Below are 15,730 nucleotides of genomic sequence, written 5' to 3' on the forward strand. Positions count from 1 at the left end.
AGGAACGGGGGAACTGTACCGAGTCTTTATATCTTTCGGAACGACTTTATGATGATGTATATATACCCAAAGAATATATACGCAGCAGGCTTATTGTTTGCGCACCACCAGGCTGCCGATGGAGTAGCCCGCGCCGAAGGAGCAGATCACACCGACATCACCCGTCTGCAGATCCTGGCTGTGGCGGTGGAAGGCGATGATGGAGCCGGCGGAGGCGGTATTGGCAAACTCGTCCAGAATCACCGGCGCCTCGTCGAAGCTCGGCTCGTGACCCAGCAGGCGCTTGCCGATCAGCTGGTTCATGCTCAGGTTGGCCTGGTGCAGCCAGAAGCGGCGTACCTGCGCGGGAGTCAGGCCCAGCGTTTCCAGTTGCGTGGCAATATGCTCGGCCGCCATCGGGCACACTTCCTTGAACACCTTGCGGCCTTCCTGCATGAACAGCTGGTCGCGGTCTTCCGGATTGCGGTCTTCGCTGCGGCTCATGAAGCCGGCGTTGTTGCGGATGTTGTTGGAGAACTGCGTGGCCAGACGCGTGCCCAGCACTTCCCAGCGGTGGGCCGAAGTCGCCAGATCGGCGCGCTCGATCACCAGGGCGGTACACACGTCACCGAAGATGAAGTGGCAGTCGCGGTCCATCCAGGCATGGTGGGCGGAGGTGATTTCGGGGTTGATCACCAGCGCCGCCTTCACCTGACCGGTGCGCACGGCATTCACTGCCTGCTCCAGCCCGAACGTGGCGGAAGAGCAGGCCACATTCATGTCGAACCCGTAGCCCTTGGCGCCGATGGCATTCTGCACTTCGATGGCCATGGCGGGGTACTGGCGCTGCATGTTGGAGGCAGCACAGACCACCATCTCGATGTCCTCGCCCTTGCGGCCGGCGTTTTCCAGTGCCTGGGTGGCGGCGGCCACGGCAATTTCGGCCATCAGCGAGAGCTGGTCATCCGGACGCGGCGTGAAGCGGGGACGCATGCGCTGCGGATCCAGAATGCCTTCCTTCTCGATCACATAGCGCTGCTTGATGCCCGATGCCTTGACGATGAATTCTTCGCTCGACTCCGGCAGCGCAGCCCGCTCTCCGGCGGCGATCGCCTCGGCATGCTGCTCGTTCTGCTGGCGCACGTAGGCGTTGTAGGCGGTCACGAGTTCGGCGTTGCTGATGGTGTGCGGAGCGACCCACAGGCCGGTTCCGCTGATGGCGGCTTGGTACATGGCGGATAGTTCTGATGAGAAAATAATCGAACGATTGTACGCTTTTGTGTCGACAGGCAGCAACCGACCGCCTGTGCACAACTCAGGGGGATTTCCCTATGGGGCAGGCACTGTTGCACGGGTTTGTACACCTGCCGCGCACAGCCTGTCCACAGACTTGTGCACAACCCGCCGGCCCCGAATCGCTACCATGTAGGGTTGCGGTGCATCTAACCAGGAAACAGGCTGTGGCAGAGAACGAGGATTACGGGCAATACGACATGGGTGAACCGGTGGACCGGCAGGTGGCGCAGCTGCGTGTGCCGCCGCACTCCATCGAATCCGAGTCCAGCGTGCTGGGCGGCCTGCTGCTGGACAACAACGCCTGGGATCGCGTGGCCGACCTGCTCATCGCCAGCGACTTCTACCGTCATGAGCACCAGCTGGTGTTCGAGGCCATTGCCAAGCTGATCAACGCCTCCAAGCCGGCCGACGTCATCACCGTGTTCGAGGCCTTGCAGAGCCTGGGCAAGGCGGAAGAGATCGGCGGGCTGGTCTACCTCAACCAGCTGGCCCAGTTCGTGCCCAGCGCCGCCAACATCCGGCGTTATGCCGAGATCGTGCGCGAGCGCTCCATCCTGCGCAAGCTGGTCACCGCCAGTGACGAGATCGCCACCAAGGCCTTCAACCCGCAGGGCACGCCGGTCGAGAAGATTCTGGACGAAGCCGAGCAGAAGATCTTCAAGATCGGCGAAGAAGGCTCCCGCATGAAGGAGGGCTTCCAGGCGATGGATTCGCTGGTGGTCGATCTGCTGGATCGCGTGCAGGAGATGGCGGACAACCCGAACGACATCACCGGCGTGCCGAGCGGCTTCTACGACCTGGACCGCATGACCAGCGGCATGCAGGCGGGCGACCTGATCATCCTGGCGGCGCGCCCGTCCATGGGCAAGACCGCCTTCGCCATCAACATTGCCGAGCATGTGGCGCTGGCGGAAGGCCTGCCGGTGGCGGTGTTCTCGATGGAAATGGGCGCCGCCCAGCTGGCGGTGCGTATCGTGGGCTCCATCGGTCGCATCGACCAGGGCCGCCTGCGCACCGGCAAGCTGCACGACGAGGAATGGCCGCGCCTGACGGAAGCCATCGAGAAGCTGCGTACCGTGTCCATGCACATCGATGAAACCCCCGGTCTGACGCCGAGCGAACTGCGCGCCAATGCCCGCCGCCTGGCGCGGCAGCAGGGCAAGCTGGGGCTGATCGTGGTCGACTACCTGCAGTTGATGAGCGGCAGCGGCGGTTCCTCCAGCGAGAACCGTGCCACCGAGCTGAGTGAGATTTCCCGTGGCCTGAAAATGCTGGCCAAGGAACTGCAGTGCCCGCTGATCGCACTCTCCCAGCTCAACCGCAGCGTGGAACAGCGTACCGACAAGCGCCCCATGATGAGTGACTTGCGCGAATCCGGCGCCATCGAGCAGGATGCAGACGTCATCATGTTCATCTACCGCGACGACTACTACAACAAGGAAAGCCGCGAACCGGGCGTGGCCGAGATCATCATCGGCAAGCAGCGTAACGGCCCGACCGGGACGGTGAAACTGGCCTTCATCAAGCCGCTGACCAAGTTCGAGAGTTTGGCGAGCATGGCGGATGAGTATTGATTCCCAATGGGGAATTAATTAAAGAGGAATGTTTTCCAGATCGATTTTCGAAAGGGATCGACAAGCCTTTGTAGACCCTGTCCAGTCATCTGGCCGGTAAGCTCACCCAAGGACGCATTCCAGCGCGAGTCCCCGAACCAACCCGCACCATAGGCGGTAAGCTCATCGGCACGGAGCCGACCGTGTTTGCGCGCGTTTAACCAGCCGTATTGGCTGCAAGACTCAAGCTACTCGCAGGGTGATGGGAGCGGAGTTTGCCATCAAGTACATGCTTTGAAGAGCAGCGGCAAGATTCATGCAGCTCTCAGTGTGACGGGAACCCACCCGCGTACGCTGTTGACGAACCAGAGCTGATCGCCCGGAAAGGGATCAAGCAGCCGCTGAACCGGGATGACAGCCTCCTCGATGCCGCCGCGTTGCAGCAGGGCTTCCCGCAGCGTGCCGGGCAGCAAATCCTGTGTCGCCGGAGGAGTCAGCAAGCGCCCGTCCGCCGTCTGCAGCACGATGTTGCCGCGCGTGCATTCGGTGGCATGGCCTTCGCTGTCATGCAGCAGCACATCCCAGGTCTCCTGATGCCGAGCCGTTTCGCGTTCATAGTGGGCGCGCTGTGTCGTCTTGTGACGTAGCCACGGGGCATCCACTTTCGCGTTGGGCGAGCTCGCCAGGGCAACTGTCTGTACCGCGCCGGAGAGGGCGCCGGAATCTGGTGGCTCCAGCCAGCACTTCGGCGCCAGCCCGTTGGCATTCCAGTCCGTCAGATGGGCGGGAGTGGCGTTCTCGAGCAATACGCCTTCCACCTGCACCTCTCCGTTCGCCGAGCGCAGCAGCCGAACACGCCAGACCCCGGGCACGCGCGACTGCGAAAATTCAACCAGATTCCGCTGCAACTCGGTCGCCGAAACCGGCCGGAAACCCAGTGCCACCGCAGAAGCCGTCATGCGTTCCAGATGCAGAGGCAGCAGCGCGTAGCGTCCATCCACCAGCAACAGGGTTTCAAGCAGTGCAGGGCTTGCAGCGGGAACTGGTGGCGTGTGCAGAAAACGCGCCTTCAGCGCCGCCTCCGCATACTCTGCCTCGGCCAGCGAGGACCAGGTAATTCCGCCCCCCACGCCACCGCGCAGATGGCCGTCTGCGGCAAACACCGTGCGGATTGCCACATTGAAGGTGGCACGATAGGGGCTGATGATGCCCAGCGCACCGCAATACACGCCACGCGCACTGCCTTCGAGTTTGGCAATCGCCTCCATCGCCTTGCGCTTGGGCGCTCCCGTGATGGAGCCGCAGGGAAACAGCGCCTGCATCAGGGACTGCAGGCCGATCTCCGGCCGCGTGATGGCCTGCACCGTGCTGGTCATCTGCCAGAGCGTAGGGTAGGGCTCGGTATCGAACAGCTTGGGTGTCTGCACGCTGCCGGTCACCGCGATCCGCCCCAGATCGTTGCGCAGCAGGTCCACGATCATCACGTTTTCGGCCCGCTCCTTGGGGCTGGAACGCAAGGCCTTGGCCGCAGCCATGTCCTCTTCCGGCGTTGCGCCGCGCGGAGCAGTGCCTTTCATCGGCCGTGTGCTGATCTGGCCCGTCCCACGGTTCCAGGTGAAAAACAGTTCGGGCGAGAGCGACAGCACCTGCCAGCCGCCCCAGTCCAGAAACGCACAGTAGTCGGCCTGCTGCCGCTGCCGCAAGGCCTCGTAGTAGTGCCACAGCGGATACTCAGGCGGCACCTGTGCCAGGGTGCGCAGCGTGTGATTCACCTGGTAGAAATCCCCGGCCGCAATCGACTGGCGAATACGCTCCACGGCAGCGGAGTGAGCGTCGGCATTCTCGCTCAACGTCCAGTCGGGGATGGCGGCTGTTTCCTTCTGCGAGTCAGGCAGCGCCATGGGCCGGCACTGACTCCCCAAGGCAAATTCCGGCTCCCCGTCCGGATGGTCGAACAAGGCAAACGCCAGCAGGGGTTCGTTCGAAATCGCATCTGCCGCCACGCCCATGCTCTGCGCCAGCTTGTCATCCAGCCCGGCAGCGGCTTCGTAGGACAGATAACCCACTGCCCACAAGCCGCTGGCAGTCGCCTGCTCCAGACGTGCCAATGCCGGCAGCACCTCATCGGGCTGCCAGGCCAGCAGCAATTCGCGCGGCCGGCTGAAGCGCAGCCGCTGCACACCACCGCGGCTGTGCGGAAAGTCCGTGACGAAAACCAGCCGGTCCGGATCGGGAGTCAGGCGCGCCAAGATTTACAGCACTTCGCTCGCAAAGTCCGCCAGGCGCGAGCGCTCGCCGCGTGCCAGCATGATGTGGCCGGCATGCGGCCAGCCCTTGAACTTGTCCACCACCGCCGTCAGGCCGGAAGAGCCTTCGGTCAGATAGGGCGTATCGATCTGCGCCAGGTTGCCCATGCAGATGATCTTGGTACCTGGGCCGGCGCGCGTGATCAGCGTCTTCATCTGCTTGGGCGTCAGGTTCTGTGCCTCGTCGATGATGACGTACTTGTTCAGGAAGGTGCGACCGCGCATGAAGTTCATGCTCTTGATCTTGATGCGGCTGCGCACCAGCTCCTGCGTGGCCGCGCGGCCCCATTCCCCGGCGCCGCTGTTGTCGCCGCCCTTGGTCAGAAACTCCAGGTTGTCGTCCAGCGCGCCCATCCAGGGGCCCATCTTTTCCTCCTCGGTGCCGGGCAGGAAGCCAATATCCTCGCCCACGCTCACCGTGGCGCGCGTCATGATGATCTCGGTGTAGCGGCGCTCGTCCAGTACCTGCGTCAGGCCGCAGGCCAGCGCCAGCAGCGTCTTGCCGGTACCGGCAGTGCCTGTCAGCGTGACGAAGTCGATCTCGGGATCGAGCAGCAGGTTCATGGCGAAGTTCTGCTCGCGGTTGCGTGCCGTCACGCCCCAGGCCGCCTGCTTGGGATGGGTGCAGTCGCGCAGCGTCTTCAGCACCGCGCTGTCGCCACGGATCTCGACCACGCGCGTGTACAGGCTGGGCTCGCCCGGCTGCTCGAAGTAGACGAACTGGTTGATCAGCATCTGCTGCGCCAGCGGGCCATGCACGCGGTAGAAGGTGTGTGCGCCTTCGTTCCAGCTCTCGATCTCGTCACCCTGGGTTTCCCAGAAATCACCGGGCAGGGCGAGGGCGCCGTTGTACAGCAGCTCGTCATCGTCCAGCGTCTTGTCGTTCTGGTAATCCTCGGCCGGCAGGCCCAGCGCGCGCGCCTTCACGCGCATGTTGATGTCCTTGGACACCAGCACCACTTCGCGGCCCGGATGCGCCTGCTGCAGCGCGGCCACCACCGCCAGAATCTGGTTGTCGGCCTTGCCTTGCGGCAGGGTGTTGGGCAGCGTGTAGTTCAGCGTCTCGGTCTGGAAGAACAGGCAGCCGCGCGCTTCGGTGTGGCCGGTGGCGTTCAGCGGCATGCCGTCCGCCAGATCCTGCTTGGGCACGGTGGCGACCAGGGCATCCAGCGTACGGCTGGTCTGGCGCACGTTGCGCGCCACTTCGGTCACGCCCTTCTTGTGACCATCCAGCTCTTCCAGCACGATCAGGGCCAGATAGATGTCATGTTCCTCGAAGCGAAACAGGCACATGGGATCGTGCATCAGCACGTTGGTGTCGAGGACAAACAGCTTGCGCGGTGCGTCACCGGCCTTGCGGGCCTTGGTGCGGCTGGCCGCTGCCGCTTTCACTGGGGGCGCGGGACTGACGGCTGGCGCCTTGTCTGCCACGGGCTTTGCGGTTGCAGCCTGGGCCTCTGTGGCAGGAGCAGCCGTTCTGGCGGCAGCTCCTGTCTTGCGTCGCACCGGCGCCGGCTCCGAAGCGGCTACGGCAGCCACTGGCAGCTTTGCCACCGAGCCCGGAGCGCTTTCGCCGGTTTCCAGCACCGTGGCCAGACTGGCTTCTTGCGCATGGGCTGCCAGCACGGTGTCGGTCTTGCGGCGACGGCGCGTGGAAGCAGGGGCCGCAGTGGCAGCTTCAGGAATTTCTTCGGCGACCGGGCGTTGCGCCTTGGCGTTGGAAGCCAGTGTTTCGGGGGAGGCGGCGGGCAGAAGCTTGGCATCCAGCAGGCTGGCACGCTTCTTGGGTGCGGGGGGCAGTGGCATGTAGGTAGGGCTCTCGCAAGTCTGTGGAACACATGCACGCACAGCAGGCATGCCGTAGAAATGCGCCGCAGCACGGCGATTCATACACCTGCAATATACAACGATCGACAGGCCGCTCCGTCATGCCACTGTCACACCGTGCAAGGCGCAGCAAAAAGCCGCTCACGGGGAGCGGCTTTGCGGCGGAAAAACCCTGAAGGGGGCTTATTCGGCGGATTCTGCGGTGGCAGGGGTGGCCGAGGTCTTCTTCAGCGCCTTGACGGCCTTGAGCACTTCAGCCACGTGGCCGGCCACCTTGATGCCGCGCCACTCCTGGCGCAGGATACCATCGGGGCCGATCAGGAAGGTGCTGCGCTCGATGCCCTTGACCTTCTTGCCGTACATGATCTTGTTCTTGACCACGCCGAACATGTGGCACATCTTCTCTTCGGTATCGGCGATCAGCTCGTAGGGCAGCTCGAGCTTGGCCTTGAAGCCGTCATGCGAAGTCATGTTGTCGCGCGACACACCGAAGACGGCAGCGCCTGCCTTCTCGAAGTCCTTGTACTTGTCGCGGAACTCCATGGCTTCGGTGGTGCAGCCGGGAGTGTTGTCCTTGGGGTAGAAAAACAGCACAACGATCTGGCCGAGATGGGAGGTGTTGCTAACCTTGACTGCGTTGGTCGCGATTGCATCGAACTCGGGAATCAGCTTGTCTACGACGATTGCCATGTGTGTATCAATCTCTCTTTATATCTAGGGAAGACGGGGGCATGGTCGGGTTGGTGCTCCCGCGCCAGAATCCTTCTGACGCAATGGGCGCTGTGTGCAGGCCCGTCTTCAGACGACAGCAGGCCGGGTGCCAAATGCTGTTCAATCCCCTATTTTAAACCAAATTGCCGAAACGCGCCTGTGCGTAATCCCCATGTCAGGCTGGGGGCTCGACGATCAGGGCGGCCACGACCTTGCGTCCTTCCCCCGCAAGAACGTTGTAGGTGCGGCAGGCGGCGGCCGTGTCCATGGTCTCGATGCCGATGCGGCGCTCCAGCAAGGCGGCGGTCCACTGCGGATGCACGAAGCGCAGGCGGTTGCCGCTGCCGAAGATGACCAGTTCGCAGTCATGCTCGGCCAGGGCAGTGAAATGACCGGCGTTGATGTCCTCGAAACGGTCGCAGTTCCAGCGCTGCAGGAAACCGTCCGAACTGAGCACCAGGCTCTCGGTGAACTGGCGGTGATCGACGGCCACCCAGCCCGGGCCGTGGGCGGTGATGGCTTGCACATCCATGCGGTCGGGCTGGATTTTCATGAGGGTCCTTTGTTGGGGCGCAACTGCTGCACTGCACCAGAGCGGCAAATTGTGGTCAAATTATAGTTTTCCCCTCAAAAATCCTGCAGGAGCCGGTGTGAAACCCATCCAGAAGTCCTCCAAACTTGCCAATGTGCTGTACGACGTGCGTGGACCGATCGTCGACGCGGCGCGCCAGATGGAGGACGAGGGGCAGAAGATCATCAAGCTCAACATCGGCAACCTGGCGCCGTTCGGCTTCGAGCCGCCCGAGGAAATCGTCGAGGACATGGTGCGCAACCTGCCCAACTCGGCCGGCTATTCCGACAGCAAGGGCATTTTCGCCGCGCGCAAGGCGGTGATGCACTACACGCAGCAACAGGGCGTGCAGGGCGTCACGCTGGATGACATCTACATCGGCAACGGCGCCAGCGACCTGATCATCACGGCCACCACGGCGCTGCTCAACGAGGGCGACGAACTGCTGGTGCCCGCGCCCGACTATCCGCTGTGGACGGCTGCCACCAGCCTGGCCGGCGGCAAGCCGGTGCACTACATCTGCGACGAGAACAATGGCTGGATGCCCGACCTGGATGACATCCGCAGCAAGATCTCGCCGCGCACCAAGGGCATCGTCGTCATCAACCCGAACAACCCGACCGGTGCGCTCTACAGCAACGAACTGCTGCTCGGCATCATCGAGATCGCGCGCGAGCATGGGCTGATCATCATGGCCGACGAGGTGTACGACAAGGTGCTGTACGACGGCGTCAGGCACACGGCGATGGCCAGCCTGTCCACCGACGTGCTCACGCTCACTTTCAACTCGCTGTCCAAGGCCTACCGTGCCTGCGGCTATCGCGCCGGCTGGATGTACATCTCCGGCGACAAGACGGTGGCCCGTGACTACATCGAGGGCCTGAACATGCTGGCCAACATCAAGCTCGGCTCCAACGTGCCCGGCCAGTGGGCGGTGCAGACGGCGCTGGGTGGCTATCAGAGCATCAAGGATCTGGTGAAGGAGGGCGGCCGTCTGCGCCGCCAGCGCGATCTGGCCTATGAGCTGATCTCCAAGATCCCGGGCGTGACATGCGTGAAGCCCCAGGCCGCGCTCTACATGTTCCCGCGCCTGGATCCGGCGGTGTACCCGATCAATGATGACCGCGAATTCTTCCTGGAAGTGCTCAAGGCCACGCGTGTCATGCTGGTGCAAGGTTCGGGCTTCAATTTCCCCGACAATCAGCACTTCCGCATCGTCTTCCTGCCGCAGGAGGACGATCTGCGCGAGGCCATCAACCGCCTGGCCAAGTTCCTCGAAGGCTACCGCAAGCGTCACGCCGTCGCGAATGCCGCGACAGCGGCGGCTGCCTGAGAACCCTTTCCCGTATCACGACAAACAGAAAACGAACACGACATGAATCCGATCAAAGTTGGCCTGCTGGGCATTGGCACCGTTGGTAGCGGTGTGTTTACCGTGCTGGAACGCAACCAGACCGAAATCAAGGGCCGCGCCGGCCGTGGCATCGAGATTGCCGTGGTGGCCGATCGTGATACCGAGCGTGCACGTTCCATCGTGGGTGAGCGCGCCGAAGTGGTGGATGACGCCTTTGCCGTGGTCAAGCGTCCCGACATCGACATCGTGATCGAGCTGATCGGCGGCTATACCGTGGCCAAGGATCTGGTCATGCAGGCCATCGAGAACGGCAAGCACGTGGTCACCGCCAACAAGGCGCTGCTGGCCGTGCATGGCACCGAAATCTTCGCCGCCGCCCAGAAAAAGGGCGTGATGGTGGCTTTTGAAGCAGCAGTGGCTGGTGGCATCCCCATCATCAAGGCGCTGCGCGAAGGCCTCACTGCCAACCGCATCGAGTGGGTGGCCGGCATCATCAACGGCACCACCAACTTCATCCTGTCCGAGATGCGTGACAAGGGTCTGGACTTCGACGTGGTGCTGAAGGAAGCGCAGCGCCTGGGCTATGCCGAAGCCGACCCGACCTTCGACATCGAAGGCGTGGACGCCGCGCACAAGGTCACGCTGATGAGCGCCATTGCCTTCGGCGTGGACGTGCAGTTCGACAAGGCCTACATCGAGGGCATCACCAAGCTGTCTTCCGCCGATATCCGCTATGCCGAGCAGCTGGGCTACCGCATCAAGCTGCTGGGCATCACCAAGCGCACCGACAAGGGCGTGGAGCTGCGCGTGCATCCCACGCTGATTCCGGCCAAACGCCTGATCGCCAACGTCGAGGGCGCCATGAACGCCGTGGTGGTGAACGGCGATGCCGTGGGTACCACGCTGTACTACGGCAAGGGCGCCGGCAGCGAGCCGACCGCCAGCGCCGTGATTGCCGACCTGGTGGACGTGACGCGCATGCACACCTCCGACCCGGCCAACCGCGTGCCGCATCTGGCCTTCCAGCCGGATTCCATGCAGAGCCACATCCAGATCCTGCCCATGGGCGAAGTGGTGACCAGCTACTACCTGCGTCTGCGCGTGGCCGATGAGACCGGCGTGCTGGCCCGCATCGCCACCGTGCTGGCCGATGGCGGCATCAGCATCGATGCCATCATCCAGCGCGAGGCCGACGAAGTGGCCGGCGAGGGCGCCGAGCAGACCGACGTGATCATCCTCACGCACGACTGCACCGAGGCCGCCATGAATGCCGCCATCGCCACCATGCAGGCTGCGCCCACCGTGCTGCAGCCCATCGTCCGTATCCGCAAGGAAGAGCTGAACTGATGCATTACCTGTCCACCCGTGGCGATGCCACACCGCGCAAGTTCTGCGACATCCTGCTCGAAGGCCTGGCTCCCGATGGCGGCCTGTACATGCCGGTGCGCTATCCGCAGGTCGATGCCCCGACGCTGGCCAAGTGGCGCAAGCTGTATGCGGAGCAGGGCTATGCAGCGCTGGCCTTTGCCATCCTGTCGCTCTACATCGACGACATTCCTGCGGCCGACCTGAAGGCCATCTGCGACAAGACCTACACGCAGGAGGTGTTCGGCACGCAGCAGATCACGCCGGTGCGTCCGCTCGAAGGCGATCTGCACATTGAAGGGCTGTCCAACGGTCCGACGATTGCCTTCAAGGACATGGCCATGCAGCTGCTGGGCAACCTGTTTGAATACGAACTGGGCCGCCGCGGCGAACAACTCAACATTCTGGGCGCCACCAGTGGAGACACCGGCAGCGCGGCCGAGTACGCCATGCGCGGCAAGCAGGGCGTGCGCGTGTTCATGCTCAGCCCGCACGGCCGCATGAGTGCCTTCCAGCAGGCGCAGATGTTCAGCCTGCAGGACGAGAATATCCACAACCTCGCGGTCGAAGGCGTGTTCGACGACTGCCAGGACATCGTCAAGGCTGTCAGCAACGATCTGGAGTTCAAGCGCCAGTACAAGATCGGCACCGTCAACTCCATCAACTGGGCGCGTCTGCTGGCCCAGGTGGTGTACTACTTTGCCGGCTATTTCCAGGCGACCACATCCGATGCGCAGAAGGTGAGCTTCACCGTGCCCAGCGGCAACTTTGGCAACATCTGCGCCGGCCACGTGGCGCGCATGATGGGCCTGCCGGTGGACAAGCTGGTGGTGGCTACCAACGAGAACGACGTGCTGGACGAGTTCTTCCGCACCGGCGTCTACCGCGTGCGTGCCAGCGCCGATACCTACGAAACCTCCAGCCCGTCCATGGACATCAGCAAGGCGAGCAACTTCGAGCGTTTCGTGTTCGACCTGCTGGGCCGCAATGCCAAGCGCACCGCCGAACTGTTCGGTAGTGACCTGGGCAGCAAGGGCCATTTCGACCTGAGCCAGGATCCGGTGTTCCCGCTGGCCGCCAGCCGTTACGGTTTCGTCAGCGGCAAAAGCACCCATGCCGATCGTCTGGACACCATCCGCGACTGCTACAACCGTCTCGGCACCATGATCGACACCCATACCGCCGATGGCGTGAAGGTGGCGCGCGAGCAGGTGCAGGCTGGTGTGCCGATGATCGTGCTGGAAACCGCCTTGCCAATCAAGTTTGCCGACACCATCACCGAGGCACTGGGCCGCAAGCCCGAAGTGCCGGCGAAGTTTGCCGGCATCGAGGATCTGCCCAAGCGCGTTGAAGTGGTTCCGGCCGATACGGATCGCATCAAGCAGATCATCAGCCAGGCCTGCGCGTAAGCTGCGGGCGCGATTGCCTGTCAGCGTTTTGCCATCCGGCTCCCCGTACACAAAAGTGTATGCAACGCCTTGTTAGAATCGGAACCGGTTTGCAAGCACGGAGGAGCATGATGGCAGTAACGACAACGAATTCGCGCAAGGGACTTTGGCGTGTGGCAATGGCAGCCGGCGTGTTGGCCGGGCTGCTGTCCGGTTGCTCCACCGTGGACAGTGCGCTGGGCGCAGTGGGCCTGCAACGCATTCCTTCCACCGGACCGGCTCCCGTGATCAAGGTGGATCCGGTGCCGCCGGCATCTTCGGCTGCGGCCAGCTGGACAGGCACCTATCGCGGGGTGCTGCCCTGTCCCGATTGCGACGGGGTGCGCATCAGCCTGTCGCTGTTCAAGGATGCCACCTACGAGTTGCAGACCGAGCTGATCGGTTCCGACAAGCGCCATGCGCGCAGCGGCTCCTTCACCTTCAATGCTGACGAAACCCGCATCACGCTGGATGCCAACGGGCAGAACCGCAGTTTCGACATCCTGCCGCCCAACCGCCTGCGCATGCTCGGCAAGGACAACGCGCCGGTGACGGGTGCAAATGCCGAGCGCTTCATCCTGCGCAAGTGAACATGGTCCGTCAGCCGGAGTTTCTGGCCTGTCGTGGGTAGCTGCATTGCGCAGGCCAGGCATGCAGGCCGATTGCCGGGCCGGCGTCCTTCAATGCGTGGCTTTCTGTCGCTATCCTGCAATCAATCGCGGGGCATCTCGGCCATTGCTGCTGCATCGCCGATCGAGGCCACTACAATAACTGCAATCCAGAAAGAGGCGGGCGTCAGGCCCGCCTGCTTTTGGTGCTGCCAACACAACCAGAACAAGCAAACAGGCAGCGCCGCACCGGTTTAACTTTTGGAGCATGCAATGTCTGCACTTTTCAATGCGACCGACCTGGTCGTTCCTTTCGAGAAACTCCGCATGGAGGACGTCGACACCGTCGGCGGCAAGAATGCCAGCCTGGGCGAGATGATCTCCCAGCTGCCCGAGGGCGTTCGCGTCCCCACGGGTTTTGCCACCACGGCCCACGCGTTCCGCGAGTTCCTCAAGCACGACGGCCTGGATGCGCGCATCAATGCCAAGCTTGATGCACTGGACGCCGATGACGTCAACGCCCTGGCTGTCACCGGCGCCGAAATCCGTGCCATGGTCGAGAACCAGCCGTTCCCTGCCGATCTGGAACAGGGCATCCGCGACGCCTTCGCCACCCTGAGCGGCGGCAATGACCAGGCCAGCTTCGCCGTGCGTTCTTCCGCCACCGCAGAAGATTTGCCTGACGCCTCCTTCGCCGGCCAGCAGGAAACCTTCCTGAACGTGGTGGGCATCGAGACCGTGCTGCACAAGATCAAGGAAGTGTTCGCCAGCCTGTACAACGACCGTGCCATCAGCTACCGCGTGCACAAGGGCTTTGCCCACGCCGAAGTGGCTCTGTCTGCCGGCGTGCAGCGCATGGTGCGCTCCGACCTGGGCGCTGCCGGCGTGATGTTCACCATGGATACCGAGTCCGGCTTCCGTGATGTCGTGTTCATCACCTCCAGCTACGGCCTGGGTGAAACCGTGGTGCAGGGTGCCGTCAACCCCGACGAGTTCTACGTGCACAAGCCCATGCTGCAAGCCGGCAACAAGGCACTGATCCGTCGCAACCTGGGCAGCAAGCTGATCCAGATGGTGTTTGCCACGCCCGAAGAGAAGGCTGCCAGCGGCAAGCTGGTGCGCACCGAAGACGTGCCGGCCGAACTGCGCAACCGCTATTCCCTGACCGACGCCGAAGTCGAGCAGCTGGCCCGCTATGCGCTGGTGATCGAGCAGCACTATGGTCGCCCGATGGACATCGAGTGGGGCAAGGACGGCACCGACGGCCAGCTCTATATCCTGCAGGCCCGCCCCGAGACGGTGAAGAGCCAGAGCGAAGGCCAGGTCGAATACCGCTACAAGCTCAAGGGCAAGGGCACCGTGCTGGCCGAAGGCCGTGCCATTGGCCAGAAGATCGGTACCGGTCCGGTGCGGCTGGTGAACGACCCCAGCGAAATGGATACCGTGCAGCCTGGCGACGTGCTGGTGACCGACATGACCGACCCCAACTGGGAACCGGTGATGAAGCGCGCCAGCGCCATCGTGACCAACCGTGGCGGCCGTACCTGCCACGCCGCCATCATCGCGCGTGAGCTGGGCATCCCGGCCGTGGTGGGCTGCCATGACGCCACCGAAACGCTCAAGGACGGTACCCTGGTGACCGTGAGCTGCGCCGAAGGCGACACCGGCCACATCTACGACGGCCTGCTGGAAATGGAAGTGACCGAAGTGGAACGCGGCGCCATGCCCGAGATCTCCACCAAGATCATGATGAACGTGGGCAACCCCCAGCTGGCCTTCGACTTCTGCCAGCTGCCCAACAGCGGAGTGGGTCTGGCCCGCCTCGAGTTCATCATCAACAACAACATCGGCGTGCACCCCAAGGCCATCATCGACTACCCGAATATCGATGCCGACCTGAAGAAGGCGGTCGAGTCCGTGGCCCGTGGCCATGCGTCTCCGCGTGCCTTCTACGTGGACAAGGTCGCCGAAGGCGTGGCCACCATCGGCGCGGCCTTCTGGCCCAAGCCGGTGATCGTGCGCATGTCCGACTTCAAGAGCAACGAGTACCGCAAGCTGATCGGCGGCAGCCGCTACGAGCCGGAAGAAGAAAACCCGATGCTGGGCTTCCGCGGTGCGGCGCGCTACGTGAGCGAGGACTTTGCCGAGGCGTTCGCCATGGAATGCGAGGCGCTCAAGCGCGTGCGCAATGAAATGGGTCTGACCAACGTCGAGATCATGATTCCGTTCGTGCGTACCCTAGGCCAGGCCAAGAAGGTCACCGAGCTGCTGGCGCAGCACGGCCTCAAGCGCGGCGAGAACGGCCTGCGCCTGATCATGATGTGCGAGATCCCGAGCAACGCCATCCTGGCCGAGCAGTTCCTCGAGTACTTCGACGGCTTCAGCATCGGCTCCAACGACCTGACGCAGCTGAGCCTCGGCTTGGACCGCGACTCCGGCATGGAGCTGCTGGCCATCGACTTCGACGAACGCGATCCGGCCGTGCAGTTCCTGATTGCCCGCTCCATCGCGGCGTGCAAGGCACAGGGCAAGTACATCGGCATCTGCGGCCAGGGCCCCAGCGACCATCCGGACTTTGCACAGTGGCTAGCGAAAGAGGGCATTGTGTCCATCTCGCTGAACCCCGATACTGTGATCGACACTTGGAAGAAGCTGGCAGCCTGACCGGCCTGAAGCGGAAGGGACTGCCCCAGGCAGTCCCTTTTTTTATTCTGATTGCAGCATCACACCGGT

At 63.1% G+C, this 15,730-nt stretch carries 11 protein-coding genes; 6 read left to right on the plus strand and 5 right to left on the minus strand.

From position 1 onward, the window contains the following. Positions 1 to 90: 90 nt before the first annotated feature. Positions 91 to 1,212, minus strand: coding sequence for a beta-ketoacyl-ACP synthase III (locus tag BMW28_RS04590; RefSeq protein ID WP_091814386.1), 1,122 nt, complete (start codon positions 1,210 to 1,212; stop codon positions 91 to 93). Between the two features lie 260 nt (positions 1,213 to 1,472). Between BMW28_RS04590 and dnaB the strand changes: the two genes are divergently transcribed. Next, entirely contained in the window at positions 1,473 to 2,849 is a 1,377-nt protein-coding gene (dnaB, locus tag BMW28_RS04595) for a replicative DNA helicase (RefSeq protein WP_091815512.1), read from the plus strand. Positions 2,850 to 3,142: 293 nt separating this feature from the next. Here dnaB and pabB read toward each other — a convergent pair whose 3' ends face one another. The 4 genes from pabB to BMW28_RS04615 form a co-directional block, all read right to left on the minus strand. Beyond that, complete coding sequence (gene pabB, locus BMW28_RS04600; RefSeq protein WP_091814389.1) at positions 3,143 to 5,077, minus strand: aminodeoxychorismate synthase component I; 1,935 nt, start codon at positions 5,075 to 5,077, stop codon at positions 3,143 to 3,145. Between the two features lie 3 nt (positions 5,078 to 5,080). Next, entirely contained in the window at positions 5,081 to 6,940 is a 1,860-nt protein-coding gene (locus BMW28_RS04605; protein ID WP_091814391.1) for a PhoH family protein, read from the minus strand. Positions 6,941 to 7,144: 204 nt separating this feature from the next. Continuing rightward, complete coding sequence (locus BMW28_RS04610) at positions 7,145 to 7,651, minus strand: peroxiredoxin (protein ID WP_091814394.1); 507 nt, start codon at positions 7,649 to 7,651, stop codon at positions 7,145 to 7,147. A 196-nt stretch (positions 7,652 to 7,847) separates the two neighbouring features. Then, positions 7,848 to 8,225: an Mth938-like domain-containing protein gene (locus BMW28_RS04615; RefSeq protein ID WP_091814396.1), complete on the minus strand. Its 378-nt coding sequence runs from the start codon at positions 8,223 to 8,225 to the stop codon at positions 7,848 to 7,850. Positions 8,226 to 8,322: 97 nt separating this feature from the next. Here BMW28_RS04615 and BMW28_RS04620 point away from each other — a divergent pair, with 97 nt between their 5' ends. The 5 genes from BMW28_RS04620 (at position 8,323) to ppsA (ending at position 15,661) form a co-directional block, all read left to right on the plus strand. Beyond that, complete coding sequence (locus tag BMW28_RS04620) at positions 8,323 to 9,576, plus strand: pyridoxal phosphate-dependent aminotransferase (RefSeq protein WP_091814399.1); 1,254 nt, start codon at positions 8,323 to 8,325, stop codon at positions 9,574 to 9,576. Between the two features lie 42 nt (positions 9,577 to 9,618). Beyond that, positions 9,619 to 10,944 (plus strand): homoserine dehydrogenase, encoded by a 1,326-nt coding sequence (locus tag BMW28_RS04625; protein WP_091814402.1) that lies wholly within the window; start codon positions 9,619 to 9,621, stop codon positions 10,942 to 10,944. After that, positions 10,944 to 12,371, plus strand: a complete 1,428-nt coding sequence (gene thrC / locus BMW28_RS04630; protein ID WP_091814405.1) for a threonine synthase — start codon at positions 10,944 to 10,946, stop codon at positions 12,369 to 12,371. The genes BMW28_RS04625 and thrC overlap by 1 nt, the downstream gene beginning before the upstream one ends. A gap of 158 nt (positions 12,372 to 12,529) precedes the next feature. Further along, on the plus strand, positions 12,530 to 12,979 hold the full coding sequence (locus BMW28_RS04635; protein WP_234970036.1) for a copper resistance protein NlpE: 450 nt from the start codon (positions 12,530 to 12,532) through the stop codon (positions 12,977 to 12,979). Positions 12,980 to 13,270: 291 nt separating this feature from the next. Next, positions 13,271 to 15,661 (plus strand): phosphoenolpyruvate synthase, encoded by a 2,391-nt coding sequence (gene ppsA / locus BMW28_RS04640; RefSeq protein WP_091814411.1) that lies wholly within the window; start codon positions 13,271 to 13,273, stop codon positions 15,659 to 15,661. Positions 15,662 to 15,730 lie beyond the last annotated feature (69 nt).

The sequence above is a fragment of the Allobrachymonas denitrificans DSM 15123 genome, from assembly GCF_900110225.1.
In the GTDB taxonomy this organism is placed as follows: domain Bacteria; phylum Pseudomonadota; class Gammaproteobacteria; order Burkholderiales; family Burkholderiaceae_C; genus Brachymonas; species Brachymonas denitrificans.